A 25454-nucleotide genomic window follows, 5' to 3' on the forward strand; every position below is an offset into this window, starting at 1 on the left:
CTTTTTTTAAAGTACAAAATGGAGGCCTAAATTGTTCTGAAATTTCCGAAGATAACACTGCATAAAGCACAGGATGGTCTGCTTAGCTCACTAATTGTTAAAATGTAGAAAATGAAGGTTTGTTTGGAAATTAAATCATTCTAGTTCAAATAAACGGATGCTTTGCTTAAGAAACCTCAAAAAAGCTAAAAACACTTCCACCGTATTTGCGAGCTTCTGTGAATCCTTTAAAATCGCTCAAATCGGTGTGTTTTGAATGTTCTATTATCAAAATACCTTCTTCTGATAAAAGATTATTTTCGAAAATAAGAGTAACTATCTTTTGGAATTGCTCTAAATCAAAATTGTAAGGAGGATCCGCAAAAACAATATCTGCCTGTTGGGTAGTTTTTTCTAGGAAGGCAAACACATCACTCTTAATCGGCTTTATAGGGAAATCCAGCTCATCTTTAATTTTACTTATGTATTTTACACAACCTGCATCGCCATCTACGGATGTGATGCTCAAAGCGCCTCTGCTCGCAAATTCATAGCTGATGTTTCCTGTTCCGGAAAATAAATCCAACACCGTTGTTTCATCAAAATAGAATTGATTGTTCAGAATGTTAAATAACGCTTCTTTGGCAAAATCGGTAGTGGGTCGCACCGGTAATTTGCTGGGCGCAATTAGTCTTTTTCCTTTGTATTTTCCAGATATGATTCGCATTAAAGACTGTTTAGTAAAATGACTGTGTTTGAATTTGTGTTTATTTCCCCTAAATTTTGGACTTCCTTATTATTTGAAGATATTTCAATTATCTCAAGGTTTCGAATGTACTTGTAAGCGAGGGTATAAAGGGCATGCTCTTTAGATATCGCTCCAAAAAGATAGGTAGGTGTTTCCTCAGGATTTAAGTTTAGTTGCTCGATGGTGAACAGAAGATAATAAAGAAAATCTTCCTTTTCTTGGTAGGAGAATGTGTTGTAAAGAATAAGTTTCTTCTGATGCAGAACGACAATTTCAAAATGATTTTCACAAACATGAACAAATACCGTTTCCGCATCATTTTTTTTAGGGACTTTAAATAGTGTTTCTAGAAGAACAGTAGAAAAATGTTTGTATTCAAAGTCACCAAACTTTTCAAATAGATAATTATTAATGTTTGTAAACGGAACATACACGTTGAAAATATCGTGAGAGGTTAGCTCGTCATAATTAATATAATCAGTCTCTAAAAGCTTGACATTATATTTTAGGTAATTGGAAAGATTGCTTTCGTTGAAGAGGGATTTTGGTATAAAAGCAGAAAGTTCATTTTCATGAATAACATTAATCCTTTGAAAGTTTATGCTTTTAATACTTTCTTTTTCAAACCAAGTATTCAGGTGTGTTTGAAGTTTTTCTGGTGTTACCTTTTGATTAAAGGAGACAGTATCTAGCTTTTCAATTTTATTTTGTGCAGTATCTAGGATACAAAAAGAAAGTCCACTCAAGCTAACTTGAATGGACAGTTCTTTAAAATTTTTAGAAAGTGTATTACTTGTTGTCTTTTGTGTCATAATAAGGTGGCCAGTTTGCGCTTGTACTTACCTTGGTAAGACTACCTACTTTTATTTCAGGGCCATTAACTTCTTCCACCGAAATAGCTGCTTTTTCATTAGCAACAAGATCTTCCGGTTGGTCGTATAGCAATACAGACTTGTCAACTTTCACTTCAAATACAGGAGCTGTAAATCCGTTAGCGTTAATGGTTTTAGCGCTCATGTCGAATTTCTCGTTGTTTTGCGCATAAGGCACAGACGCTAGGTTTTTGTAGGAATCAGACCCACCAAACAAAGAATCTTTTACAGGAACAAACCCTAATGTGTCAATAATTTTAACCTCTCTTTCCATGTCAATTTTATACACTTTATCATACTCCATGTAAGAGGAATCCCTTTGCTGTGTAAGCGTGTACTGTGCAGTATCAATAAATTTAATAAGGCTAGGGAAATCTTTCGCGAACTTTCCTGTAACAGTTCTGTGCGCTTCTTGTGCATCCCTAATGTCTTTTAATTTTTCAATAGCGGCCGAGTATCTTTCTTTTTTGATTTTATCAAATTTAATAGGTCCCATAACCGATTGATAGATTTGGTAACCGAAAAAGATGCTTAAAAGCCAAAGAGCAATTTGTATTACTGTCTTCATTTTCTAATTTTTGAATTAAAGAGGTTTTACGCAAATCTACAATTTTTTTTTATTCATGAAAGGTATAGCTCAAAAAAACATCAGTAATTTTGGGTCTGAAAACGATTTTATGGACGCCGCATCATTTTATAAATTACTAAAAGAAAAGTTTCCGCATACCCCTACTTTGAAGCAAGATATTGTGCTTCAACAACTTTCGGATTTTATTTTTTCAGAAAATAAAAATGAACTGTTTTTGTTGAAGGGATTTGCAGGAACGGGAAAAACTACAATTATTGGTGCTGTGGTTACCAATTTATGGAAAACCTTAAAAAAATCGGTTTTATTGGCACCTACTGGTAGGGCAGCCAAGGTTATCACAAATTATTCTGGAACTACAGCGCATACCATTCATAAGCATATTTATTTTCCGAAGAAAGAAAAAGGAGGGGGTGTTAAATTTGTTTTGTCGCCCAATAAGCATAAAAACACCATTTTTATTGTGGATGAAGCCTCAATGATTTCCGATACGTCTTCCGATTCTAAAATTTTTGATAATGGTTCCTTATTGGATGACCTTATTATGTATGTGTATTCCGGACATAAATGTAAATTGATTTTAATAGGGGATACTGCACAGTTACCGCCTGTAAACACAACCCTTAGTCCGGCACTGAATGAAAACACACTTTCCTTGAATTACAACAAGGAAGTAAAGAAAATGGAACTCGACGAGGTGGTGCGTCAGCAATTGGATTCTGGAATTTTACTGAATGCAACCAACCTTCGTGAGCAGCTTCAAGATGATTTTGTTGATGATTTTAAATTTCAGTTGGGGAACTTTAAGGACATTGTTCGTTTAATTGATGGTTATGAAATACAGGACGCCATAAACGATTCCTACAGTGAAAACGGAAAAGAAGAAACAGCCATTGTGGTTCGCTCCAACAAACGCGCCAACCTTTATAATCAACAAATCAGGGGGCGAATTCTTTTTTTGGAAAATGAATTGGCTACAGGCGATTATTTAATGGTGGTCAAGAACAATTATTTTTGGTTGAAACCAACTTCGGAAGCCGGATTTATTGCTAATGGTGATATTGTTGAAGTGTTGGAGATTTTTGCCATTAAAGAATTGTACGGATTTAAATTTGCAGAAGTAAAAGTCCAAATGGTCGATTATCCAAATATGAAACCTTTTGAAACGGTCCTAATGTTGGATACCTTGGATATAAATTCGCCTTCGCTTTCTTACGAGGATGGAAATAAATTGTACCAAGAAGTGATGTTGGATTATGAGGAAGAGACTTCAAAATACAAGAAATTTCTAAAGGTTAAGAATAATAAGTACTTCAACGCATTACAAGTGAAATTCTCTTATGCCGTTACCTGTCATAAAAGTCAGGGTGGTCAATGGGATACGGTATTTGTAGAGCAGCCTTATTTGCCAAATGGAGTGGACAAGGAGTATTTACGCTGGTTGTATACCGCAGTAACCCGTGCCAAAAGGAAACTATACCTAATCGGATTCAAAGACGAATTTTTTCAAAAGTAATTTCGAGCTATACTTATCTGCAAAGTTTCTATTGTAAAAAATGCTTACATTTATATAAATGCAAGGTAAATGACTTCAGAAACAATAATAAGTATATTTTTAGGGGTTGGCTTGGCGGCTTCGGCCGGCTTCCGTGTTTTTTTGCCTTTGTTTATACTCAGCTTGGCAGCACACTTTAACGTAATAGACGTGAGCGGTAACTGGGAATGGATAGGTTCCGTAGCAGCTATAATCACACTTGGGGTAGCCATGCTATTTGAAATTTTTGCTTATTACATTCCATTTGTAGATAATGCGTTGGATACAATTGCGGTTCCGCTGGCAGCAATTGCTGGTACGGCTGTAATGGTTTCAACTATTGCCGAGCTTTCTCCAGTAGTAACTTGGGCTATGGCTATTATCGCTGGAGGCGGAACAGCAACTTTGGTAAAAGGAGCCTCAGCGGGGACCAGATTAACTTCTTCTGCAACAACGGCTGGCTTGGGAAACCCTGTTGTTTCTACTGTGGAGACGGGTAGCGCGTTATTTATGTCTGTTGTGTCCGTGTTTTTTCCCTTTTTAGCAGTTATATTTACTATTTTAATATTGTTGTTAATTTTTTGGTTTTATAAAAAACTGAGACCAAGTAAGAACTAAATTCTCGATTATATCCTTATTTTTGTTCAGAAGAAATGCAAAATAATATGAAAATCATTTCCATGATACCGGCACGTTATGCCGCTTCCCGCTTTCCAGGAAAACTTATGCAAGACCTTGGAGGCGAGACTGTAATCCTCCGAACATACAAAGCAGCCCTCAAAACAGGACTTTTTGACGATGTTTTTGTAGTGACCGATAGTGAGATTATTTACCAAGAGATTGAAGATAATGGAGGAAAAGCAATCATGAGTATTAAAGAACATGATTGTGGTAGCGACCGAATTGCCGAGGCGGTAGAAAACATGGATGTGGATATTGTGGTGAATGTGCAAGGGGACGAGCCATTTACCGATAAGGAAAGTTTAGCAAAGGTAATCGAGGTTTTTAAAGAAGACGAAGCTAAGGAAATAGATTTAGCTTCTTTAATGACCAAAATTGAAGATTGGGACGAGATTAACAATCCCAACACGGTTAAAGTAATTACTGATAACCGCGACTTTGCACTTTATTTTTCACGTTCCCCAATTCCTTATCCGAGAGATAAAAGCGTAAAAGTAAATTACTTCAAGCACAAAGGCGTTTACGCTTTTAGAAAACAAGCTATTGTAGATTTTCAAAAGCTACCCATGCTTTCTCTGGAGGCTACAGAAAAAATTGAAGCTATCCGTTATTTGGAGTACGGGAAGAAAATAAAAATGGTCGAAACCGATTCGGAAGGAATTGAAATTGATACTCCAGAAGATTTAGAACGCGCTAAAAAGGTTTGGAAGTGAATAAAGAAAGTATAAAGGTAATCGGTTTTGATGCTGATGATACCCTATGGGTTAACGAAACCTATTTTAGGGAAGCAGAACAAGAGTTCGCAAAGCTTTTATCAGGATATGAGACTGAGAATAAAATAGATCAGGAACTTTTTAAAATGGAAATGCAAAATCTGGAAATCTATGGTTATGGAATAAAGGGTTTTATGCTTTCTATGGTAGAAAGTGCCATCGATTTGTCAAATGGTAAGGTTGATAATGCAACCATTTCCAAAATTTTGAATCTTGGAAAAGAGATGCTTAACAAACCAGTGGAAGTTTTAGATGGGGTAGAAGAGGTTTTAAAGACGTTGGTGGATAAATATCGCATCATTTTATTGACAAAAGGAGACCTGCTGGATCAAGAAAGAAAGCTTGAAAAATCCGGACTTTCAAAATATTTTCACCATATTGAAGTTTTAAGTGATAAAAAGGAAGAGAACTATAAAAACTTATTGGAACATTTAGAAATAGATGTAAACGAGTTTTTAATGGTAGGGAATTCATTAAAATCAGATGTTTTGCCCATTGTGAATATTGGTGCAAAAGCTATTCACGTACCCTTTCATACAACTTGGGCGCACGAAATGGTAAAAGAAGAAGATGCAAGCGGTAATTATAAAACTGCCGAACATATAAAGGAGATATTAAAGTGGTTGTAATATCCCAAAATTATAGATTGAAGAGTAAACAGAGTAAGATATAAATTCAAAAAGCATACATGAAGTATAAAAATTTTCCAATGGTTCCAAGAGTGGTTTTTGGACGAGGAAGCTTTAGTCAACTCGACGAAATATTGATGCCTGAAAGAAAAAATTCTGAGGCACCATTTATATTTTTGGTAGATGACGTTTTTGAGAATGATGAAAAAATGCTTTCCAGGATCCCATTGTTATTCAATGATCAAATCGTTTTTATTCCAACGGAAGAAGAACCGAAAACCGATCAAGTGGATGTGTTGGTTGATAAAATAAAAGGTATAAGTGAAGTTACACCTTCCGGAATAGTTGGAATAGGTGGTGGAACCGTAATGGATTTAGCCAAAGCTGCCGCTATCATGCTTACCAATCCTGGTAAAGCAGAGGACTATCAAGGATGGGATTTGGTGAAAAGAGAGGCGGTGTACCATGTTGGTATTCCAACAATAAGTGGTACTGGAGCCGAAGTTTCTCGAACAACTGTATTAACAGGACCCGATAAAAAGCTGGGTATTAATTCCGATTTCACCCCGTTTGATCAAGTAGTATTGGATCCTGAGTTAACAAATGGAGTGCCAAAAGAGCAATGGTTTTACACAGGTATGGATTGTTTTATTCACTGCGTAGAATCCCTGAATGGAACTTACCTGAACGCTTTCAGTGAAAGTTATGGCGAAAAAGCGGAAGAACTTTGTAAAGAAGTTTTTTACAATGGGAATTTATCTAAGGAAGAATCCCAAGACAAACTGATGATGGCTTCCTGGCACGGAGGTATGAGTATTGCTTATTCTCAAGTTGGGGTGGCACATGCTATGAGTTACGGACTTTCATATGTTCTGGGAACAAAACACGGTATTGGAAATTGTATAGTTTTTGATCATCTAGAGGAATTTTACCCAGAAGGCGTGGCCATGTTCAAGAAAATGAAAGATAAATACAACATTCAATTGCCAAAAGGTTTATGTGCTAATCTTACGGATAACGAACTGGATACCATGATTAATGTTTCGCTTGGTTTAGATCCTTTGTGGGAAAATGCTTGTGGAAAAAATTGGAAAGACATCATAACCCCTGAAAAACTAAGGAGTCTCTTTAAGAAGATGTAATGAGTAAATTTTCGGGTTGGATTTTTAGAAAAATTTTGGGATGGAAGCTCGTTGGGGAGTTTCCAAACTTAAAGAAATATGTAATAATTGTCGTGCCGCATACCAGCTGGCACGATTTTTATTTAGGCGTGTTAGTGCGCAGTATGGTTGCTATTGAAATGAACTACGTTGCCAAAAAAGAGTTGTTTGACTCTCCGTTGGGATGGTATTTTAAATGGACCGGCGGTGCCCCTATTGATCGTTCTAAAAATAGCAATACAGTCGAAGCTGTTGTTAAGCTTTTTAATGGGAAAGAAGAATTTAGATTGGCACTTTCCCCAGAAGGAACCCGAAAAAAAGTTAAAACTTGGAAAACTGGCTTTTATCATATAGCCAAAGGAGCCAAAGTGCCCATCGTTATGGTGGCTTTTGATTATAAAAATAAAGAGGTTCGTATAGAACCTCCTTTTTATCCTTCAGATGATATGAAATCTGATTTTGATTTTATGTATGCAAATTTTGACGGCGTACAGGGAAAAATTCCTGAATATTCTTTTCAAATAGATTAATCCTCTTCGGAAGATTCTTCCATCGTGTGATATACATTTTGTACATCATCGTCTTCTTCGATTTTTTCCAAAAGCTTTTCAACGTCTGCTGCTTGTTCTTTAGTTAACTTTTTAGTTACCTGTGGAATACGTTCGAAACCAGAAGAGAGGATTTCAATATTTCTTCCTTCCAGTTCTTTTTGAATGGCTCCAAAGCTTTCAAACGGAGCATAAATTAAAATACCATCTTCATCGGCAAAAACTTCTTCTGCACCGAAGTCGATCATTTCCAATTCCAGTTCTTCAGGGTCGATGCCTTCCGCAGGAATTCTAAAGTTGCAGGTATGGTCAAACATAAATTCAACAGAGCCGCTAGTTCCCAAGCTGCCGTTACATTTATTAAAGTAACTGCGAATGTTGGCGACAGTTCGGTTGTTGTTGTCGGTAGCTGTTTCTACCAAAATAGCGATTCCATGGGGCGCATAGCCTTCAAATAAAACTTCTTTATAGTCCTGGGTTTCTTTATCGGAAGCTCGTTTTATGGCTCTCTCGATGTTATCCTTCGGCATGTTTACCGACTTGGCATTTTGGATAACTGCACGTAAACGGGCATTGGTATCGGGATCGGGACCTCCTTCTTTTACCGCCATTACAATATCTTTTCCAATGCGTGTAAAAGCTTTGGCCATTGCCGACCAACGTTTCATTTTTCTTGCTTTTCTAAATTCGAAAGCTCTTCCCATAAAATCTATTATTAAAATTTCTGAACAAAAATAATTAATACCAGTTCTTTTGTGAAATACCACAGCAAAAAAATGAATATTTTTTTATGAAGCGAATTAGAAAATCTAAGCATAGCCTTAGCTACGGTTTTATTTTATACTAAAGCATCATGAAAAAAGAACATTTTTTTCAAGGTAATTTTACATCAGAAAAGGTATATAGCGTTTAAAAGTAGAAAGTTTAGTGCATCAATTTCTAGCGCCAAAAATACTACTTCCAATACGTACCATGTTACTGCCACATTCAATGGCGATTTTGTAGTCGCCACTCATTCCCATGGATAAAATGGTAAAATCGAGTTTTTGGGATGTGGGAAATTCATTTTTGGTGGTATCAAAAAGCTGCTTTAAATATTCAAATTCACTTTTAACCCTTTCTTCATTGTCGGTAAAAGTAGCCATTCCCATCAGTCCGACTATCTTCACATGCTTCATTTCTTTAAAACTTTCCGAAGCAAGAAGTTCGTGGACTTCCTCTTTATCCATTCCAAATTTAGTTTCTTCTTTGGCGATATGAATTTGTAGCAAGCAGTTAATTACACGATTGTTTTTCTTCGCTTGTTTCTCGATTTCTTTAAGGAGTTTTAAAGTGTCCACTCCATGGATTAATCTTACGAAAGGAGCCATGTATTTCACTTTATTTCGTTGAACATGACCAATCATGTGCCATTCGATGTCTTTTGGCAATGCTTCCCATTTCTGGGTCATTTCCTGAACTTTATTTTCTCCAAAAACGCGCTGTCCGGCATCATAAGCTTCTAAAATATCTTCATTCGGTTTGGTTTTGGAGACGGCTACCAAAGTAACGTCTTTTGGAAGCTCTTTTTTTATATTTTCTAAATTCTCTTTGATTGACATTCTATAGTTTTTATCAAATAATAAATTTAAAATTCGTAAATCGTAAGTCCGCTTTTTAATTTTGGTTCGATGTACGTAGTTTTAGGAGGCATTTTTAAACCATCATCTGCAATTTGCTTCATTTGCGAAACTTCAACAGGAAAAAGACTAAATCCAACGGAAAACTGACCAGCATCAATCGAATCTTTCATTTTGATAGTGTTGTATTTGCCAGAACCGTATTGAATACGTTTGTCTTTTCTTAAATCTTTTATGCCTAAAATAGGTTTTAAAATAGTGACAAACAAAATTTGGGCATCCAGTTTGCTTAGAGAATCGGTAAAAGTATAATTTTTCCGAAGATAAAGGGAATAAAATTCTCCGTCTAAATACATGCCGAAATGGTGAATTTTAGAAGGTTTGTATAAATCGGCACCATGATTTTCTATTCTAAAATGGGTGTCCAATTGTATAAGAAACTCCTCTTTGGTTAGTCCGTTTAAATCTTTCACCAGTCGGTTGAATTCATATATTTTCAGATTGGATTCGGGAATTATATAGCTCATAAAAAAATTATAAGATTCTTCCCCAGAATGGTCTTTATTCTCCTTTTTAAGTTCCTTTGCTAACAAGCTTGAAGAAGCCGAACGATGATGTCCGTCGGCAATATACATACATGGTATTTCATCAAAAGCTTGTTGAATTTTTAGAATAATTTCCTGATTATCTACCTTCCATAAATAATGAATGGACTTATCGGTAGTAGCGAATTCAAAATCGGCGGGTTGTTGAGTAACCGATTGTAAAATCGATTCAATTTCTTGGTTATCTGGATAGGTGAGCAGCACAGGTTCTGCATTGAATCCTACAGTTTTCAAATAGTCCTTAAAGAGTTTCTCTCTATTTTTTAGCGTGGATTCATGTTTTTTAATGGCATTATTTTGATATTCTTTTACGCTTGCTCCGGCAAAAATTCCGCAGAAAACCGTTTTCTTGGTTTTCATTTTATAAATGTAAAAGGAAGGAGATTTGTCTTTTTGAAAAATTCCTTCTTCCAAAAATTCTAAATACCGATTGCGAACTAAAGAAAAACGCTTTTCACCGGAAATATCATGATGAAATTTATAGCCCGGATTTACAATGTGTAAAAACGAAAAAGGGTTGTATTCCAGCGTAGTGTTTAATTCGTCTGCAGGATAATCTTCGTATGAACGCGAAACTACCAAACCAACATTGGCTTTAGTAGGTCTTACAGCTGCAAACGGAATTATTTTAGCCATTGTTTAGAGCCTGTTTATAATTTATATTAATTGTTTTTCTATGCCTATTTTTGCGCATGATTTCGTTAAAATTTCATCAAGTAGCCCAGCTATTATCTTCAATTTTGCCTTATCCTGCATCAAAAATGGGCTATACAAAATGTCAATCATACAAATTTAAACAGGCTCTTAATTATTTCTGAAATTGCTTCGAAATGGTTTCCGCTTTTTTATTTTCAGAATAATCATAAAACCCTTCTCCTGATTTCACCCCTAATTTGCCAGCAGTTACCATGTTTACTAAAAGCGGACAAGGAGCGTATTTTGGATTTTTGAAACCATCGTACATTACATTTAAGATAGACAAACACACATCAAGACCGATAAAATCTGCCAATTGCAGTGGTCCCATAGGATGCGCCATTCCCAATTTCATTACCGTATCGATTTCATAAACGCCTGCAACTCCGTTGTAAAGCGTCTCGATAGCCTCATTTATCATGGGCATTAAAATTCTGTTGGCAACAAAACCGGGGTAATCATTTACTTCAACCGGAACTTTTCCAATGGCTTCAGAAAGAGAAAATATGGTTTTAAGGACATCGCTGCTGGTATTGTAGCCTTTTATTACTTCTACCAATTTCATAATCGGTACGGGGTTCATAAAATGCATTCCGATAACCCGTTCTGGATTTTCAACCGCTGTTGCAATTTTAGTAATGGAAATAGAAGATGTATTGGTCGCCAGAATGGTTTCTTTTGAACAAAACTCATTAAGGTCTTTAAAGATTTTTAGCTTTAGAGTTTCATTCTCTGTGGCAGCTTCTACAACCAAGTGAACATCTCTTACACCACTCTTTACATCGGTGTTGGTATTTATGTTGGACAAAGTATTTTTCTTGTCAGACTCTGTTATTTTTTCCTTGGCTACCATTCTGTCAAGATTTTTCTCAATGGTTCCCATGCCTCTTTTGAGAGAGTCTTCAGAAATATCAATAAGTTGAACTTTGTATCCGTTTTGCGCAAATGTATGGGCAATTCCATTTCCCATTGTTCCTGCGCCAATTACGGCTATGTTTTTTATTTTTTTCATTTTATAAACTTAAAATTTGTTTGACTGGTTGAGTTTCTGTTCGGGACACAACTTTCCTATATCGAAAACCCAGCAGAGCAATTTTCACTGTAAACTTTAAATAATCGAATACTCGATTTACTTTTCAACCAACGCAACTATTTCCATGGCAACCTTTAAAGCTGCTGTACCGTCTTCTAGACTTACCGGTGGTTGTGTGTCGTTATAAATAGCGTCTGCAAACGATTCTAGCTCATCTAAAATGGCGTTGTTTTGGGTTACTTTAGGGTTTTCAAAATAGATTTGCTTTTTATCGCCTTCAGCATTTTGCAAAACTAAAGCATATTCATCAGGCTTTTTAGGCGCATCTTTCATTTTAACAACTTCCACTTGCTTTTCCAAAAAATCTACAGAAATATAAGCGTCTCTTTGAAAAAATCGGGATTTACGCATGTTTTTCAGGGAGATTCTACTGGCCGTTAAATTTGCCACACAGCCATTTTCAAATTCAATCCGTGCATTGGCTATATCGGGAGATTTACTAATTACCGAAACTCCACTGGCGTTAATTTTTTTTACAGGTGATTTTACCACGCTTAAAATAACGTCAATATCGTGTATCATTAAATCCAAAACCACTGGCACATCCGTTCCCCTCGGGTTAAACTCTGCCAAGCGGTGTGTTTCAATAAACATTGGGTTTTCAACCTTTTCCTTAACAGCTATAAAAGCAGGATTAAAACGCTCAACATGCCCAACTTGTCCCTTTACATTGTTCTCTTTAGCCAGGGCAATTAGTTCTTCGGCTTCTTCCACCGTTTTGGTAATCGGTTTTTCCAAAAAAACATGTTTTCCTTTCTTAATGGCTTTTAAAGCGCATTCGTAATGGGAAAGGGTAGGGGTGACAATATCAACTACGTCCACCGCATCAATAAGTTCTTCTATAGTTGGGAAATATTTATAACCGAATTCTTTTACAATTTTTTTAGCGTTTTTCTCATCAGGGTCGTAAAATCCAACAAGTTCATATTTGTCGGATTGATTGATAAGCCTTAAATGAATTTTCCCGAGGTGACCCGCACCTAGAACACCAGCTTTAAGCATAGAATATGTTTTTAAACAAAAATAAGGTTATTGTGGCATAATCCCAATGAGTATGCAGATTTTAAATTAAGTATTTCCTCGCCTGTTTCTAAGATATCACGAATGAATCTCAATTGTGTACGACGCCCGAAATGTATTTTTAGGAGACAACCTAAGAATTCCTTCTTTGTTTTCTATATCACCATTTGTATCTGCATGATCTGTTATACCGAGCCAAGGCTCGATACAAATAAAATCTCCGTTTGTCTTTGCCCAAATCCCCACGTAATCAAAGTCTGAAAAACGAACAGTAAGAATTTTTCCTTTTGAAGTATGAGCTAAATGAATGCTTTTAGAATTTAAATCTTTAAAGATGAGCGCATCACTTTTAAATAAATCGTGCGTAAGTGGGAGGATATCGCCATCATTGAAAAAAGGCTCGGTTTTTCCGTTTTGTAACCCATTTTCATCAATTAAAAAACGGGCACTGTTTTCTTTTTCTGAAAATTGCAGTTCATAATCACTATACTTTTCTCCATCATTCAGTGGACATTTAAATGCTGGATGACCGCCAAGGGAGAACAAAAGCTCATTATCTCCATGATTTATAACTTCATGGAATATTTTAAGCTGTCGTTCATGTAAAGAAAATGAAATAAGAAACTCAAATTTAAATGGATAGTTTTTAAGTGTTTCTTCGGAATATTTATATTGAAAAGAGATGCTGTCTTCGGAATGATTTTTTACAGTTAAATCTTCATTATGTCTGATAAATCCATGTTTAGGAACCGAGTATTTTTTTCCTTTATAATTGAAGAATCCATTTTTTAAAGCACCAATTATAGGGAACAAAACAGGAGCATGGCTTCCCCAAATGGCTGGGTCTGCTTGCCACATAAACTCTTTACCATCTTTGTTTTGGATACTGCAAAGTTCTGCACCAATTTTGGTGATTCCAATTTTTAAAAAAGGATTTTTAATGGTTAGTTTTTCAATATTTTTCATGAATGGTTATGGATTTATGTCGACTCATCAAAAGTATAAATTCTGAAGCTATAATTAGAAAAACTTCGCTATCTTGTTCTTAATCTTTTCAACGTAATAGGTATTCTATGAAAAAAATACTAGCGCTCTCCGGAAGCAATTCCTCTACTTCCATAAACTATGAACTTGTTAAATATACCGTTTCCCTGGTAGATGATTTTGATATTCAGTTATTGAATATGGCGAACATGCCTTTCCCTCTTTTCAGCGAAGACGATGAACGAAAATACGGTTACAAAAATTCGCTTGTAGAATTAAAAGATGATTTTACCGAAGCAGATGGAATTATTTTGAGTGTAAATGAGCACAACAGTAATCCTTCAGCGTATTTTAAAAATGTTGTGGATTGGCTCTCCCGATTGGAAAGAAAGTTTTTAGATGATAAATATGTGTTTTTAATGGGGACATCCGCAGGTAAAAGAGGTGCTAAGGGTGCTATTACCGTAACGGAGAATATGTTACCCCGATTTGGTGCAAAAGTGGAAAATGTATTCTCCCTACCGGAATTTGACATGAATTTTTCAACAAAAGCGGGTGCTATTACCAATCCTCAATTAGAGAAAGAACATAAAGCCCAATTGGATGATTTTCTAGGAAAACTGATTACGGCGTAGGTCCCGTATCTAAATTCTTTTGAGCTAATTCATCGGTGATAAAGGGAAGGCTTATGTGAAAAGAGAGGTAATGACCTCGGTTATTTCCATCAATAAAAGAATTTTTAAAAGCATCCGTAAAACTTTGACTATACCGAAGGCTAACATACAAACCTTTTCCGTGTCTTTTATATCGTAAATAGTAACTTAGGTTGGCTATCAAACCGTAATCAATATCATTTGTGTGAATGCCAACAGCTTGTTCAAACTTTCCAATGTCTGAACTAAATTTGGCATCTACATTTTGTTTAAAAGAAACCTGTGGAGCTAAACCAAGACGCCATTTGGAATTGGGTATGTTATAATAAAGAAAAATGGGCAAAGTGATATAATCTATGGAAATGGTAGCGGGTACATTTTGATAGATGTTGTCCAAATAAGCATCTCCGCTGTTTAGCGAAAAAGATTCAATGTCAAAACTCCGCTTGGAAAGAAAGTAAGCAGTCGGACTTAAAGACCAGCGCTCATTAATTTTCAGGTTTCCTGCAATCCCAAAATTTATGCCCAGATTGGGACTGTTCCCGTCAATATTGCTGTAATTTGTAAGTGGAACCCCAATTTCCATACTTACATTAAACTTTTCCGAAGCAACTTTATCTCCAAATAGAGCGGCTAGAATGGCGGCTTGAGCATTGGAAATAAAGGGGAAGAACATGAAAAAACCAAGTAAAACGAAATATAAGATTTTTAGATTAGATTTTTTCATGAGTTCCTGTAAACAAGCTTATTATCAAATATAACGTAATTGCGTTAAAAGAGCTTTTCCATTTTAGCTTTTATTTCTTCTAAGCATAAATTCCCTAAACTTCCCTTGTGCGAGTGATTTATATCTCTTTTCGGAACAAACTCACCACGTTGTATTTCTTCTCCCATTTTTTTGTAGGCATCCCTAAACGGCATTCCGCTTAGTACCAAATCGTTAAGGGTATCTACGCTGAAGAGATAATCGTATTTTTTATCTTCAAGGATTTCTTCTTTTACAATAACATTTTTAATGGAAAAAATCATCATTTCCAAACACGATTTTAACTCTTGAATAGCAGGAACAATAATTTCTTTTGTTAGCTGAAGGTCTCTATGATAACCGCTAGGTAAATTGGTTGTAAGCATGGCCAACTGATTAGGAACGGCTTGTATTTTATTACATTTTCCTCGGATAAGCTCAAATACATCAGGATTTTTTTTATGCGGCATTATACTCGATCCGGTAGTCAATTCGTCTGGAAAAGTGATGAAATCAAAATTCTGACTCATATACAGGCAAATATCCATTGACATTTTTGAAAGTGTAGCGGCAATGCTGCTTAAACCAAAAGCGGTACTTTTTTCAGATTTTCCACGACTCATTTGTGCGGCAACGACATTGTATTTTAAAGTTTCGAAAGCCAATTCTTTGGTTGTAAAATCACGATCGATTGGGAAAGAACTTCCATATCCCGCAGCACTTCCCAGCGGATTTTGGTCTACTATTTTGTGCGCAGCATCGATAAAATATAAATCGTCTATTAAACTTTCCGCATAGGCCGAAAACCATAATCCGAAAGAAGAAGGCATGGCAATTTGCAAATGGGTATAGCCGGGCAGTAAAGTTTCTTTATGTTTTTCCGCTAGGTTTATCAAAACATCAAAAAGGGCTTTGGTTTCATTTTTAATTTGAGTTAGTTCCTCTTTCAAATAAAGATTTACCGCCACTAAAACTTGATCATTTCTTGACCGTGCGGTGTGAATTTTTTTACCTGTATCGCCTAATCTTTCGGTTAAAAGAAATTCAATTTTGGAATGTGCATCTTCAAAGTCATCTTCAATTATAAAAGCGCCATTTTCTATTGATTTTCCAATTTTTTTCAATTCCTCAACCAAGTCATCTGACTCCTTTTCCGTAAGTAAATCAATTTTTTGAAGCATTTTAGCGTGTGCTATCGATGCCAAAACATCATATTTTGCAATCACCAAGTCCAATTCCCTGTCGGAACCTACCGTGAATATGTCTATTTTCTTATCTGTAGAAAAACCCTTTTCCCAAAGTTTCATATGCGTTGTATGTTGTGAAGTTTAAAGTTTGTAAAGTTATAAAGTTATTAGTTTGAAAAGTTGTAAAGTTGAATGTTTGTAAAGTTATGGATTAATAAAATTAGCCGATTAAACTCTATAGCCACATTTTTAATTATTAAGAACCTTCCCAAGTAGTTTTATGTACAAATCGATTCCTTCTTCAATTTCATGTACATAAATAAATTCATTGGCCGAATGCGAGCGTGTTGAATCTCCTGGGCCTAACTTTAAAGAAGCACAGCTTAAAGTAGCTTGATCTGATAAAGTTGGAGAACCATAAGTTTCTCGACCTAACTCAATTCCCGCTTTTACCAATGCATGATCTTTTGGAATGGCAGATGAATTCAACCGAAGGGATCGTGGTGTAACCTCGCAAGGAGCTAGTTCCTTAAGGGTATCGTACACTTCTTGATTACTGTATTTGTCGTTTACCCGCACATCTATTACTAATTTCACTTCAGCAGGAACAACATTGTGCTGATTTCCAGCTTCTATCTGCGTAACTGTCATTTTTACCGGACCCAATACTTCAGAAACCTTTTCAAATTTATAATCTTTAAACCACTGCAATACTTCAATAGTTTTATAAATCGCATTATCATCGTTGGGGTGTGCGGCATGGCTTGGAGTTCCTTTTACTGAACCATCAAAAACCACGAGTCCTTTTTCGGCAATGGCTAAATTCATTAAAGTAGGTTCGCCAACAATTGCCACTTCAATTTCCGGTAAGTGTTTTAAAACTGAATTTAAACCATTTGGTCCCGAACTTTCTTCTTCTGCTGAAGCTACAATAACGATATTGTATTTTAAATTTTTCTGATGGTAGAAATACGTAAATGTTGCAATGAGCGACACCAAACAGCCTCCTGCATCATTACTTCCCAAACCGAAGAGTTTTCCGTCTTCAACATGCGGATGGAAAGGGTCTTTCGTATAAGCGGTATTTGGTTTTACCGTGTCGTGATGAGAATTTAATAGAAGTAATGGTTTTCCTTCGGAATAATCTTCGTTAAATGCCCAAATATTGTTGTTTTCCCTTTTAAACGGAATATTATATCGCTTAAACCACGCTTCAATCAATGCAGCGGTCTTATCCTCTTCCGAAGAAAAAGATTGCGTACTGATGAGTGATTTTAATAATTCTATCGCTTCTTGAGTGAGTTGTTTTATGGTCATTTTATTATTGATGTTGAATGTTTTAATGTTGAATGTTTGTAAAGTTTAGAGGTTTAAAGTTAATTTGGTTTAGCATTCCTTAGAAACGAATATTATTGCTTTGTCATGCTGAGCTTGTCGAAGCATTTTTTACAATAACCCTTCGACAGACTCAGGGTGACACTTTCTATTTAGGTAGCATACTACAAAGTTATCGTTGTTCTTAATTCTTCATCATTGCCAAGCATGTCTATACTGCCAATATAAACTTTACGTACATTTTTTTCCAATGCATTGAAACAGTTATGCAGTTTTGGGAGCATACCATCGGCGATGATATTTTCTTTTACAAGCGCTTGGTAAATTTCAGTGTTAATATCGGTTATTACTGAATTTTCATCTTCAATACTTCGAAGCACTCCTTTTTTCTCAAAACAGTAGTATAGTTCAACTTCAAATCCATGTGCTAACGCCGTAGCTATTTCTGAAGCAATCGTATCTGCATTTGTATTAAATAATTGTCCGTTTTTATCATGTGAAATAGCACAACAAACGGGCGTAATGTCATTATTCAGCAGTAAAGAAAACATTTCGGCATTTACCTCAGTAACATCACCAACAAAACCAAAATCATGCGTCTTTACAGGTCTTTTAACCGATTTTATACTGTTTAAGTCCGCTCCTGAAAGACCCAGTGCGTTGCAGTTATTGGCTTGAAGTTTTGCCACAATAGTTTTGTTGACCAAACCGCCATAAACCATGGTGATAATGTTAAGAGTTTCTCGGTCAGTTATCCTTCTTCCTTCTACCATTTTGGTTTCAACACCTAATTTTTCTGAAAGTTTTGTAGCCATTTTTCCACCGCCATGCACTAAAATCTTGGCACCTTCGATTTTAGAAAAATTTGAAAGGACGGTTTCCAGCACTTGCTCATCTTCAATTAAATTCCCGCCTATTTTTATTATGGATAGTTTCATATTTTGTTTTAAAGTTTGTAAGGTTGAAGGTTTGTAAAGTTTAAAGGATATGTTTATTTAAGACCCAAGACCCAAGACCCAAGACCCAAGACCCACTTCCTATTTTCCTCTTTGCTCCAATATCTCTTTTAAAACAGCTTGTGCTGCATAGGTTCTGTTGTTAGCTTGCTGAATTACCAACGATTGATTACTGTCCAGAACTTCGTCGGCGACAATCATATTTCTTCGTACGGGTAAGCAATGCATGAATTTAGCTTGTTTAATTTTTTCCAGCGTAATCATCCAGTTTTTGTCAGTGCTTTTTATTTGACCGTAATCATTATAACTGCTCCAGTTTTTTGCATACACAAAATCTGCATTTTTAAGGGCTTCATCTTGATTGTAAACAATAGGAGTGTCACCGGTTATTTTCGGATTTAATTCGTAGCCTTCAGGATGAGTAATCACAAAATCTACATCTATCATCTGCATCATTTTAGCAAATGAATTTGGTACGGCGTGTGGTAAAGCTCTCGGATGCGGTGCCCAAGTAAGTACAACCTTCGGTCGCTCTTTCGTTTGATGTTCTTTTATGGTAATAGCATCGGTTAAAGCTTGTAAAGGGTGCGCCGTAGCACTTTCCATATTTACAACCGGAACAGAGGCGTATTTTTGAAAGCTTTTAATTATTTGTTCTTCTTCGTCCTTAGCTTTATCAGAAAGAGTAGGGAAGGCCCTTAGAGCAATGATATCTACATATTGGGAAATTACAGCCGCGGCTTCTTTAATATGTTCCGCTGTACAGGCATCCATCACGGTGCCATCTTCGAACTCTAAACCCCAACTGTCGGAATTTAAATTCATAATCATCACTTCCATGCCTAAGTTCTGGGCCGCTTTTTGCGTGCTTAGACGGGTCCTAAGACTTGAATTAAAGAACAGCATTCCAATAGTTTTGTTTTTTCCGAGTTCTTTGTGGGCAAAAGGATTGTTTTTTAAGACAATCGCTTTTTCAATTAGGGAGTCCACATTATCGATGTCTTCTAGATCTATGTACTGTTGCATGAGCATTACAAATTTTTAGGTTTTATGGTAGTAAAAGCGCTGGTGTTTTTTACCGCTTCAACTATAAAATTTTCTTTGAGTCCGTTTACAATCCAAGTTTCGATGCCTGCTTTTGAAGCAATTTCTACGGCATCTACTTTCGATTTCATTCCTCCTGTTCCGTGGGAAGATTTACCATCGGCGACCTCTTGAATCAAACTTTCAAAACCAATCACTTCTTTAATAGTTTCCGGTTGCTCACTTTGCAGGGATGCTTTGGTGTAAATACCATTGGTGTTGGTTGCAATAATCAATAAATCGGCTTTTAAAAGGGCTGCTGTCATAGCTGCTAATTTATCATTGTCGCCAAACTTGATTTCGTCGGTGGCTACGGTATCATTTTCATTGATTATTGGGATGTATTCATTTTCCAGTAAAATATTTATGGTATTCACAATATTTTCTTTGGAAGTATTACTTTTAAAGTCGGAGTAGGAGAGTAGGCATTGAGAAATAAGTAAACCTAATTCCCTAAAATTTTCTTGATAGATACGCATTAGGTGCAGCTGGCCAATAGAAGCTAAAGCCTGTTTTACGTAAATCTCTTTACCATTGCTTTCCAAATTTACAAATTGCTTAGCAGCCGCAATGGCTCCCGAACTTACTACAATAAATTCATAACTTTCTTTAAGCGCCTCAATTTGTCTGGCGATATCTTCAATTTTACCGCGGGAAATGTGGTTGGTTTCCCGAGTTAAGGTGTTGGAACCTATTTTAAGAACAATTCTTTTTTTGGTTGGGCTATTCATTCTTAGTTGAAACAAAACATAAAAACGCCCGAAAAGCATCGCTTTTGTATCGGAATACAGGCTGTTATTTACTTTTCGGGCGTTTTTTCTATATAACTTCTATTTATTTAAAAATCATTCAATTTTTGTAAAAGCAGTATTTTGATTGATGGTATTCAGAATAAAATTATCCTCTAAACCATTCACAATCCAAGTCTCGATATTGGCTTTATTGGCAATTTCCAAAGCAATAACTTTAGAACTCATACCGCCAGTACCGTGAGAAGATTTATCTTCATCTACTACTTCTTTCTTAAGATCTGAGAAATTTTCTACTTCTTCAATCGTTTCCGGCGAACCATCTTTGAAAGACTGTTTTGTATAAATACCGTTTGTATTTGTAGCAATAATCAATAAATCTACCTTCAATAAAGCGGCTGTTAAAGCTGCCAATTTATCGTTATCTCCAAACTGAATTTCATCCGTGGCAACGGTATCATTCTCATTAATAATAGGAATGTACCCGTTGTCTACCAAGATGTTGATAGTATTTACAATGTTTTCCTTGGAAACATCTTTCTCAAAATCTGAATAAGAAAGCAAGCATTGAGAGGCCAAAAGACCTAACTCCCTAAAACTTTCTTGAAATATACGTATCAGGTGAGGCTGACCAATAGATGTCAACGCCTGTTTTACGTTAATATCTTCGCTATAAGTACTTTCTAAGTTTACGAACTGCTTAGCCACTACTTTAGCTCCAGAACTTACAATAACAAATTCGTAATCGTCTTGTAGTTCTGCAATTTGGCGACCAATATCCTCTAATTTACCTCTTGATATCTGATCTGATTCTTTTGTAAGCGTATTTGATCCTATTTTTAAAAGAATTCTTTTCTTCTTTTTTTTGGGCTTACTCATTTTTTTGTGTTTATAGTTATGTTATAGTTGTGTGCTCGTTGTAGAGCTTTTTGATTTATGTTTTTAATCCGAGTAGGATTTGTTACTTATCTAATTTGCCCATTTCCATGAACATACCATTTGTTGGTAACCAAGTGTTCCAATCCAATTGGGCCACGTTGGTGTAACTTATCGGTACTAATGGCCAACTCACCACCTAAACCTAACTGTCCACCGTCAGTAAAACGAGTAGAAGCATTATGATAAACGGCAGCTGTATCTACGGTAGCCATAAATAAGTCTGCAGCTTCTTGGTCTGTCGTAATAATCGATGCAGAGTGTCCACCAGAATATTTGTTTATTTTGGCAATGGCATCTTCTACATTATTAATTACACCAATAACAATTTTGTAATCCAAAAACTCTTCATACCAAATATTATCGTCGTTGATAACGGTAACATTGTCAAGGTCTTTCAAGTCTTCATCTACATGCATATCAACTTTAAACTCATCCAATTTCGCTTGAATTCTTTTTACGAAATCTTTGTAGTTTGGAATATTGGTATCAATTAATACTTTATCCAATGCGTTACAAGCTGATATTTTCGCGGTTTTAGCATTTACAATTACCTTCAACGCCAAATCAAGGTCGGAATTTTCATGAACATATACAAAGTTATTTCCACGTCCACTCACGATTACCGGACAATTTGCATTTTCTTTTACAAATTGAATAAGGCGTTCACCACCTCTAGGCACAATTAAGTCAATTTGTTGCGTAGGGTTCTCTAAAAATGCTTGTGTTTCTTGGCGGTTGTATTGTAAATACTCCACCCATTCGGTAGAAACACCGTGCTTTTTCATGGCTTTATGCCAAAGATCTACAATTAAAAGGTTGGAATTTAACGACTCCTTACCTCCTTTTAAAAGTATTTTATTTCCTGATTTAAAAGCAATACCTGCTGCTTCTACAGTTACATCGGGTCTAGATTCATAAATAATCATGATAGTACCAAATGGTGCTGTTTTGTTGTAAACATCCATTCCGTTATCATGCTTAAAATGAAATCTTTCTTTTCCTAACGGATCTTCTTGAGATGCCAATTCTTTCAAGGATGCAATCATCCCGTCTATTTTAGCATCGTCTACTTTTAGACGGTCTTCCATGGCAAGGTCTTCACCACTATAACCATCTAGGTCTTTCTTGTTTTCTTTTATGATAGCATCTTTTTCCTCGCGGATAAGGGTTGCCATCGTTTCTAATACATTATTTCTTTCGGAAATTGTTAGTATTTTATTCATTACAAGTTGTGATTTTTTAAGACATCAGACAACGAATTTACAAACGTGTCTATATGATGCTTTTCAATCGTTAATGGCGGTAAAATTCTTAATAAGTTCTTATTTGACGAGCCGCCTGTAAATATTTTTTTCTCGTAAATAAGCTCTTTTCTTATTTCTGATACATTATGTTCAAACTCCATACCAAGCATCAATCCTCTACCTTTAAGTTTTTGTAAACTATTGATTTCCTTGGTTTTTTCAATAAAATAAGCAGAAATTTCATTTACATTATCAATCAATTTTTCATTTTCGATAACGTCTAGAACGGCAAGCGCAGCGGCACATGCCAAGTGATTGCCTCCAAAGGTGGTGCCCAACATTCCGTGCTTTGCGTCGTATTTAGGGTGGATTAACACGCCTCCAATTGGGAAACCGTTACCCATCCCTTTAGCAACTGTAATTATGTCAGCCTCTATGTCATGATGTTGAAATGCGAAGAATTTGCCACTTCGGCCATAGCCAGATTGAATTTCATCCATGATGAGTACGACATTATATTTATCACATAATTTTCGTACACCTTGTAAAAATTCAGTTGTGGGTTCGTCCAGTCCGCCAACACCTTGAATGGGTTCAATAATAACCGCACAAACGTCACCGAACGCTAATTCATAATCTAAAGAGTGAAGTTGGTTAAAAGGAAGGAATGTGGTGACGCTGTGCTGGTTATTAATAGGTGCGTTGATCGCCCTATTATCTGTTGCTGCTACTGCTGCTGATGTTCTTCCGTGAAACGCATTTTTAAAAGCAATCACACGTGATTTGTTGGTGTGAAAAGAGGCTAATTTTAATGCGTTTTCATTGGCTTCTGCTCCAGAATTACAAAGAAATAGGTTGTATTCTTCGCAATTAGAAAGCCTTCCTAACTTTTCTGCCAATTCCACTTGAAGCGGATTTTGAATGGCGTTGGAGTAGAAGCCAAGTTTGTTTACTTGTTCGGTAATGCGTTCTACATAGGTAGGGTGCGCATGACCAATCGAAATTACGGCGTGACCTCCGTAAAGATCTAAATATTCGGTGCCGTTTTCATCGTAAACATACAATCCTTTTCCCGTCTCGGGAGTTACATTGTATAAAGGATAAACATCAAACAGTTTCATTTATTGTATGTGAGTTGATCTAATTTACCGATATTGAAAATAACTAACATTGCTATTGGGTTATGTTATAATTTTCATCAATTTAACTTCGGTAAAAACTTAATTAATATTACTAATTCTATTGTATGCGGCCATAATACCTTTTATTACCGCAGAGCTTAATCCGTTGTGTTCCATCGCGTTCAATCCTTCAATAGTACATCCTTGAGGGGTTGTTACGTTATCAACTTCCACCTCGGCGTGCGTACCATCTTCAATTAAGGCTGCTGCACCAATGGCCACTTGGGCTGAGATTTCTTGTGCCTCGTGAGGGTGAAAGCCCATTTGTACCCCACCTTGGGTAAGCGCGCGTAAAAAACGTAAAAAGAAAGCTGTACTACTTGCTCCCAATACGGTTGCTGCCTGCATAAGATGCTCTTCAATAGTCATTGTTTTACCAATGGTACCAAACATTTTTTCTACAAATTTTACATCGTCATGCTCAATATCGTCAGCACAGATAAACGACATGGATTGTTGTTTTACGGCTGCTGTATTTGGCATTGCTCTAATAACTTTATTTTGGGGAACCACTTCGTTGATTTCACTTATGGAAACTCCTGTTACAGTAGAAATTAAAACTTGATCCTTGGTTAAATGGTTTTTAATTTCGTGAAGCACAACTTTTAAAATTCTAGGCTGAATACAAAGTATTACCCACTTTGAATCTTTAATGGCTTCAATATTGTCAGATGTTACAGAAACACCTGCTTGTTTTTTAATGATTTTAAGATTTTCATCTGATTTGTCTGCTACTAAGATATCCTTTGAATCGAGCAAATCGCTGGATGCAATTCCTGTGATGATTGATTTTCCTAGATTTCCTGATCCAATAACGGTAACTTTCATTTGTTTAATTTTTGTTTGTTTTTGTTTTTTAGAAATAACTTCCTTTTAAATTTAATCCGTCACTTTCATTAAATCCGAAAAGTAAATTCATGTTTTGTACTGCCTGTCCAGAGGCGCCTTTAATTAAATTATCGATAGCACTAGTGATTAGCAATACACCTTCGTGTTTATGAAGATGGATAAAACAATGGTTGGTATTTACCACTTGTTTTAAATGAATTTCTTTTTCAGATACATGTGTGAACGGGTCTCTAACATAAAAATCCTTGAATAAATTCCAAGTTTCTTCCAAACTATTTTCAAATTTCAAGTAAGATGTTACAAAAATACCCTTGGTGAAATTACCGCGTTGAGGTAACATAAAGATAGTTGGTTGTTGGTTCTGGAGACTCTCAATACTTTGATTGATTTCTCCCAAATGCTGGTGTGTAAAAGGCTTGTACCAAGAAATGTTGTTGTTTCTCCAACTGAAATGAGATGTCGCAGAAGGGGAAACTCCAGCTCCGGTACTGCCGGTAATAGCATTAATATGAATATCGTTGTTTAAAAGCTTGTTTTTTGCCAGCGGAAGCAACGCCAATTGTATAGCTGTGGCAAAACAGCCTGGATTTGCGATATTTTTTGCTTCAGAAATGGCTTCTTTCTGAAGTTCTGGAAGTCCGTAAACAAATTCCCTTCCATTGTAAGTAGCATCCTTTTTCAGTCTGAAATCATTGCTTAAATCAATAATTTTAGTGTTCTCTGAAAAAGTATGCTCATCTAAAAAAGCTTTGGAATTACCGTGCCCTAGGCATAAAAACAATACGTCAACATCTGGGTTGATGGTGCCTGTAAACTTCAAGTCCGTACTGCCCAAAAGGTCTTCGTGAGTTTCTACAATAGATTTTCCGGCACGGGTTGTGCTAAATACAAAATCAATTTCTGCATGCGGATGATGCGTTAAAATTCGTATTAGTTCGCCCCCAGTGTATCCCGAACCACCTATAATTCCTGCTTTTATCATTTTTTGTTCTATTGTTTAAGTGTT

27 protein-coding genes are annotated in these 25454 nt (G+C 36.0%); 7 read left to right on the forward strand and 20 right to left on the reverse strand.

What is annotated here, in order from left to right:
- Window positions 1-166: 166 nt before the first annotated feature.
- From NDQ75_RS07815 to NDQ75_RS07825, 3 genes are read right to left on the reverse strand one after another with little or no spacing between them, the layout of a single operon-like run.
- Window positions 167-706 (reverse strand): RsmD family RNA methyltransferase, encoded by a 540-nt coding sequence (locus NDQ75_RS07815; protein WP_202026919.1) that lies wholly within the window; start codon window positions 704-706, stop codon window positions 167-169.
- Entirely contained in the window at window positions 706-1539 is an 834-nt protein-coding gene (locus NDQ75_RS07820) for a DUF3822 family protein (RefSeq protein ID WP_202026920.1), read from the reverse strand. The genes NDQ75_RS07815 and NDQ75_RS07820 overlap by 1 nt, the downstream gene beginning before the upstream one ends.
- Window positions 1517-2167, reverse strand: coding sequence for a hypothetical protein (locus NDQ75_RS07825; RefSeq protein WP_202026921.1), 651 nt, complete (start codon window positions 2165-2167; stop codon window positions 1517-1519). The genes NDQ75_RS07820 and NDQ75_RS07825 overlap by 23 nt, the downstream gene beginning before the upstream one ends.
- A gap of 109 nt (window positions 2168-2276) precedes the next feature.
- On the opposite strand from NDQ75_RS07825, the gene NDQ75_RS07830 reads away from it, so the two are divergent.
- The 6 genes from NDQ75_RS07830 (at window position 2277) to NDQ75_RS07855 (ending at window position 7492) form a co-directional block, all read left to right on the forward strand.
- A complete protein-coding gene (locus NDQ75_RS07830) occupies window positions 2277-3701 on the forward strand; it encodes an ATP-dependent DNA helicase (RefSeq protein WP_202027710.1) in 1425 nt (474 codons plus the stop codon).
- A gap of 69 nt (window positions 3702-3770) precedes the next feature.
- The gene (locus NDQ75_RS07835) at window positions 3771-4337 is read left to right on the forward strand and encodes a DUF4126 domain-containing protein (RefSeq protein ID WP_202026922.1); all 567 of its coding nucleotides are present in this window, start codon (window positions 3771-3773) and stop codon (window positions 4335-4337) included.
- A gap of 47 nt (window positions 4338-4384) precedes the next feature.
- On the forward strand, window positions 4385-5113 hold the full coding sequence (gene kdsB / locus NDQ75_RS07840; protein WP_242513604.1) for a 3-deoxy-manno-octulosonate cytidylyltransferase: 729 nt from the start codon (window positions 4385-4387) through the stop codon (window positions 5111-5113).
- The gene (locus tag NDQ75_RS07845; RefSeq protein WP_202026923.1) at window positions 5104-5802 is read left to right on the forward strand and encodes an HAD family hydrolase; all 699 of its coding nucleotides are present in this window, start codon (window positions 5104-5106) and stop codon (window positions 5800-5802) included. Before kdsB ends, NDQ75_RS07845 begins: the two co-directional genes overlap by 10 nt.
- A 59-nt stretch (window positions 5803-5861) precedes the next feature.
- Window positions 5862-6944 (forward strand): iron-containing alcohol dehydrogenase family protein, encoded by a 1083-nt coding sequence (locus tag NDQ75_RS07850; protein ID WP_202026924.1) that lies wholly within the window; start codon window positions 5862-5864, stop codon window positions 6942-6944.
- A complete protein-coding gene (locus NDQ75_RS07855; protein ID WP_202026925.1) occupies window positions 6944-7492 on the forward strand; it encodes a 1-acyl-sn-glycerol-3-phosphate acyltransferase in 549 nt (182 codons plus the stop codon). Before NDQ75_RS07850 ends, NDQ75_RS07855 begins: the two co-directional genes overlap by 1 nt.
- Here the strand turns inward: NDQ75_RS07855 and NDQ75_RS07860 are convergent.
- The 6 genes from NDQ75_RS07860 to NDQ75_RS07885 all read right to left on the reverse strand — a co-directional run bounded on the left by NDQ75_RS07860 (window position 7489) and on the right by NDQ75_RS07885 (window position 13509).
- Window positions 7489-8214: a YebC/PmpR family DNA-binding transcriptional regulator gene (locus NDQ75_RS07860; protein WP_202026926.1), complete on the reverse strand. Its 726-nt coding sequence runs from the start codon at window positions 8212-8214 to the stop codon at window positions 7489-7491. The two genes, NDQ75_RS07855 and NDQ75_RS07860, sit on opposite strands and share 4 nt — an antisense overlap.
- Before the next feature lie 228 nt (window positions 8215-8442).
- On the reverse strand, window positions 8443-9111 hold the full coding sequence (locus NDQ75_RS07865; protein WP_202026927.1) for a YggS family pyridoxal phosphate-dependent enzyme: 669 nt from the start codon (window positions 9109-9111) through the stop codon (window positions 8443-8445).
- A gap of 26 nt (window positions 9112-9137) precedes the next feature.
- Window positions 9138-10370: a DUF1015 domain-containing protein gene (locus tag NDQ75_RS07870; RefSeq protein ID WP_202026928.1), complete on the reverse strand. Its 1233-nt coding sequence runs from the start codon at window positions 10368-10370 to the stop codon at window positions 9138-9140.
- A 172-nt stretch (window positions 10371-10542) separates the two neighbouring features.
- Window positions 10543-11433, reverse strand: a complete 891-nt coding sequence (locus NDQ75_RS07875; RefSeq protein WP_202027712.1) for a 3-hydroxyacyl-CoA dehydrogenase family protein — start codon at window positions 11431-11433, stop codon at window positions 10543-10545.
- Between the two features lie 126 nt (window positions 11434-11559).
- On the reverse strand, window positions 11560-12525 hold the full coding sequence (locus NDQ75_RS07880) for a Gfo/Idh/MocA family protein (protein WP_202026929.1): 966 nt from the start codon (window positions 12523-12525) through the stop codon (window positions 11560-11562).
- A gap of 96 nt (window positions 12526-12621) precedes the next feature.
- Window positions 12622-13509: an aldose 1-epimerase family protein gene (locus NDQ75_RS07885; RefSeq protein WP_202026930.1), complete on the reverse strand. Its 888-nt coding sequence runs from the start codon at window positions 13507-13509 to the stop codon at window positions 12622-12624.
- Window positions 13510-13616: 107 nt separating this feature from the next.
- On the opposite strand from NDQ75_RS07885, the gene NDQ75_RS07890 reads away from it, so the two are divergent.
- A complete protein-coding gene (locus tag NDQ75_RS07890; protein ID WP_202026931.1) occupies window positions 13617-14162 on the forward strand; it encodes an NADPH-dependent FMN reductase in 546 nt (181 codons plus the stop codon).
- On the opposite strand, the gene NDQ75_RS07895 is transcribed toward NDQ75_RS07890, so the two are convergent.
- From NDQ75_RS07895 to argC, 11 genes are all read right to left on the reverse strand, one after another.
- Window positions 14152-14907 carry a porin family protein gene (locus NDQ75_RS07895; RefSeq protein ID WP_202026932.1) on the reverse strand — a complete coding sequence of 252 codons (756 nt, stop codon included), beginning with the start codon at window positions 14905-14907 and terminating at the stop codon, window positions 14152-14154. The two genes, NDQ75_RS07890 and NDQ75_RS07895, sit on opposite strands and share 11 nt — an antisense overlap.
- A 44-nt stretch (window positions 14908-14951) precedes the next feature.
- Complete coding sequence (gene argH, locus NDQ75_RS07900; RefSeq protein WP_202026933.1) at window positions 14952-16232, reverse strand: argininosuccinate lyase; 1281 nt, start codon at window positions 16230-16232, stop codon at window positions 14952-14954.
- A gap of 129 nt (window positions 16233-16361) precedes the next feature.
- Entirely contained in the window at window positions 16362-17429 is a 1068-nt protein-coding gene (locus NDQ75_RS07905; protein WP_202026934.1) for a M20 family metallo-hydrolase, read from the reverse strand.
- 182 nt (window positions 17430-17611) lie between these two features.
- Window positions 17612-18385 carry an acetylglutamate kinase gene (gene argB / locus NDQ75_RS07910; protein WP_202026935.1) on the reverse strand — a complete coding sequence of 258 codons (774 nt, stop codon included), beginning with the start codon at window positions 18383-18385 and terminating at the stop codon, window positions 17612-17614.
- Between the two features lie 99 nt (window positions 18386-18484).
- Entirely contained in the window at window positions 18485-19429 is a 945-nt protein-coding gene (locus tag NDQ75_RS07915) for an N-acetylornithine carbamoyltransferase (RefSeq protein ID WP_202026936.1), read from the reverse strand.
- Between the two features lie 5 nt (window positions 19430-19434).
- Window positions 19435-20217 carry a glutamate 5-kinase gene (gene proB, locus NDQ75_RS07920; RefSeq protein ID WP_202026937.1) on the reverse strand — a complete coding sequence of 261 codons (783 nt, stop codon included), beginning with the start codon at window positions 20215-20217 and terminating at the stop codon, window positions 19435-19437.
- Between the two features lie 114 nt (window positions 20218-20331).
- Window positions 20332-21114 (reverse strand): glutamate 5-kinase, encoded by a 783-nt coding sequence (gene proB, locus NDQ75_RS07925; protein WP_202026938.1) that lies wholly within the window; start codon window positions 21112-21114, stop codon window positions 20332-20334.
- Window positions 21115-21200: 86 nt separating this feature from the next.
- Entirely contained in the window at window positions 21201-22397 is a 1197-nt protein-coding gene (locus NDQ75_RS07930) for a glutamate-5-semialdehyde dehydrogenase (protein ID WP_202026939.1), read from the reverse strand.
- Window positions 22397-23539 carry an aspartate aminotransferase family protein gene (locus NDQ75_RS07935; RefSeq protein WP_202026940.1) on the reverse strand — a complete coding sequence of 381 codons (1143 nt, stop codon included), beginning with the start codon at window positions 23537-23539 and terminating at the stop codon, window positions 22397-22399. Before NDQ75_RS07935 ends, NDQ75_RS07930 begins: the two co-directional genes overlap by 1 nt.
- Before the next feature lie 99 nt (window positions 23540-23638).
- Window positions 23639-24427 carry a pyrroline-5-carboxylate reductase gene (proC, locus tag NDQ75_RS07940; protein ID WP_202026941.1) on the reverse strand — a complete coding sequence of 263 codons (789 nt, stop codon included), beginning with the start codon at window positions 24425-24427 and terminating at the stop codon, window positions 23639-23641.
- Window positions 24428-24455: 28 nt separating this feature from the next.
- Window positions 24456-25430 carry an N-acetyl-gamma-glutamyl-phosphate reductase gene (argC, locus tag NDQ75_RS07945; RefSeq protein WP_202026942.1) on the reverse strand — a complete coding sequence of 325 codons (975 nt, stop codon included), beginning with the start codon at window positions 25428-25430 and terminating at the stop codon, window positions 24456-24458.
- Between the last annotated feature and the right edge of the window lie 24 nt (window positions 25431-25454).

This window comes from Galbibacter mesophilus, from assembly GCF_023721415.1.
GTDB classification, from domain to species: domain Bacteria; phylum Bacteroidota; class Bacteroidia; order Flavobacteriales; family Flavobacteriaceae; genus Galbibacter; species Galbibacter mesophilus.

Bases quoted from the DNA above. Each gene is read 5' to 3' on its own strand.
- NDQ75_RS07815 (WP_202026919.1), bottom strand. From the start codon at position 706: ATGCGAATCATATCTGGAAAATACAAAGGAAAAAGACTAATTGCGCCC.
- NDQ75_RS07820 (WP_202026920.1), bottom strand. From the start codon at position 1,539: ATGACACAAAAGACAACAAGTAATACACTTTCTAAAAATTTTAAAGAA.
- NDQ75_RS07825 (WP_202026921.1), bottom strand. From the start codon at position 2,167: ATGAAGACAGTAATACAAATTGCTCTTTGGCTTTTAAGCATCTTTTTC.
- NDQ75_RS07830 (WP_202027710.1), top strand. From the start codon at position 2,277: ATGGACGCCGCATCATTTTATAAATTACTAAAAGAAAAGTTTCCGCAT.
- NDQ75_RS07835 (WP_202026922.1), top strand. From the start codon at position 3,771: ATGACTTCAGAAACAATAATAAGTATATTTTTAGGGGTTGGCTTGGCG.
- kdsB (WP_242513604.1), top strand. From the start codon at position 4,385: ATGAAAATCATTTCCATGATACCGGCACGTTATGCCGCTTCCCGCTTT.
- NDQ75_RS07850 (WP_202026924.1), top strand. From the start codon at position 5,862: ATGAAGTATAAAAATTTTCCAATGGTTCCAAGAGTGGTTTTTGGACGA.
- NDQ75_RS07855 (WP_202026925.1), top strand. From the start codon at position 6,944: ATGAGTAAATTTTCGGGTTGGATTTTTAGAAAAATTTTGGGATGGAAG.
- NDQ75_RS07860 (WP_202026926.1), bottom strand. From the start codon at position 8,214: ATGGGAAGAGCTTTCGAATTTAGAAAAGCAAGAAAAATGAAACGTTGG.
- NDQ75_RS07865 (WP_202026927.1), bottom strand. From the start codon at position 9,111: ATGTCAATCAAAGAGAATTTAGAAAATATAAAAAAAGAGCTTCCAAAA.
- NDQ75_RS07870 (WP_202026928.1), bottom strand. From the start codon at position 10,370: ATGGCTAAAATAATTCCGTTTGCAGCTGTAAGACCTACTAAAGCCAAT.
- NDQ75_RS07880 (WP_202026929.1), bottom strand. From the start codon at position 12,525: ATGCTTAAAGCTGGTGTTCTAGGTGCGGGTCACCTCGGGAAAATTCAT.
- NDQ75_RS07885 (WP_202026930.1), bottom strand. From the start codon at position 13,509: ATGAAAAATATTGAAAAACTAACCATTAAAAATCCTTTTTTAAAAATT.
- NDQ75_RS07890 (WP_202026931.1), top strand. From the start codon at position 13,617: ATGAAAAAAATACTAGCGCTCTCCGGAAGCAATTCCTCTACTTCCATA.
- NDQ75_RS07895 (WP_202026932.1), bottom strand. From the start codon at position 14,907: ATGAAAAAATCTAATCTAAAAATCTTATATTTCGTTTTACTTGGTTTT.
- argH (WP_202026933.1), bottom strand. From the start codon at position 16,232: ATGAAACTTTGGGAAAAGGGTTTTTCTACAGATAAGAAAATAGACATA.
- NDQ75_RS07905 (WP_202026934.1), bottom strand. From the start codon at position 17,429: ATGACCATAAAACAACTCACTCAAGAAGCGATAGAATTATTAAAATCA.
- argB (WP_202026935.1), bottom strand. From the start codon at position 18,385: ATGAAACTATCCATAATAAAAATAGGCGGGAATTTAATTGAAGATGAG.
- NDQ75_RS07915 (WP_202026936.1), bottom strand. From the start codon at position 19,429: ATGCAACAGTACATAGATCTAGAAGACATCGATAATGTGGACTCCCTA.
- proB (WP_202026937.1), bottom strand. From the start codon at position 20,217: ATGAATAGCCCAACCAAAAAAAGAATTGTTCTTAAAATAGGTTCCAAC.
- proB (WP_202026938.1), bottom strand. From the start codon at position 21,114: ATGAGTAAGCCCAAAAAAAAGAAGAAAAGAATTCTTTTAAAAATAGGA.
- NDQ75_RS07930 (WP_202026939.1), bottom strand. From the start codon at position 22,397: ATGAATAAAATACTAACAATTTCCGAAAGAAATAATGTATTAGAAACG.
- NDQ75_RS07935 (WP_202026940.1), bottom strand. From the start codon at position 23,539: ATGAAACTGTTTGATGTTTATCCTTTATACAATGTAACTCCCGAGACG.
- proC (WP_202026941.1), bottom strand. From the start codon at position 24,427: ATGAAAGTTACCGTTATTGGATCAGGAAATCTAGGAAAATCAATCATC.
- argC (WP_202026942.1), bottom strand. From the start codon at position 25,430: ATGATAAAAGCAGGAATTATAGGTGGTTCGGGATACACTGGGGGCGAA.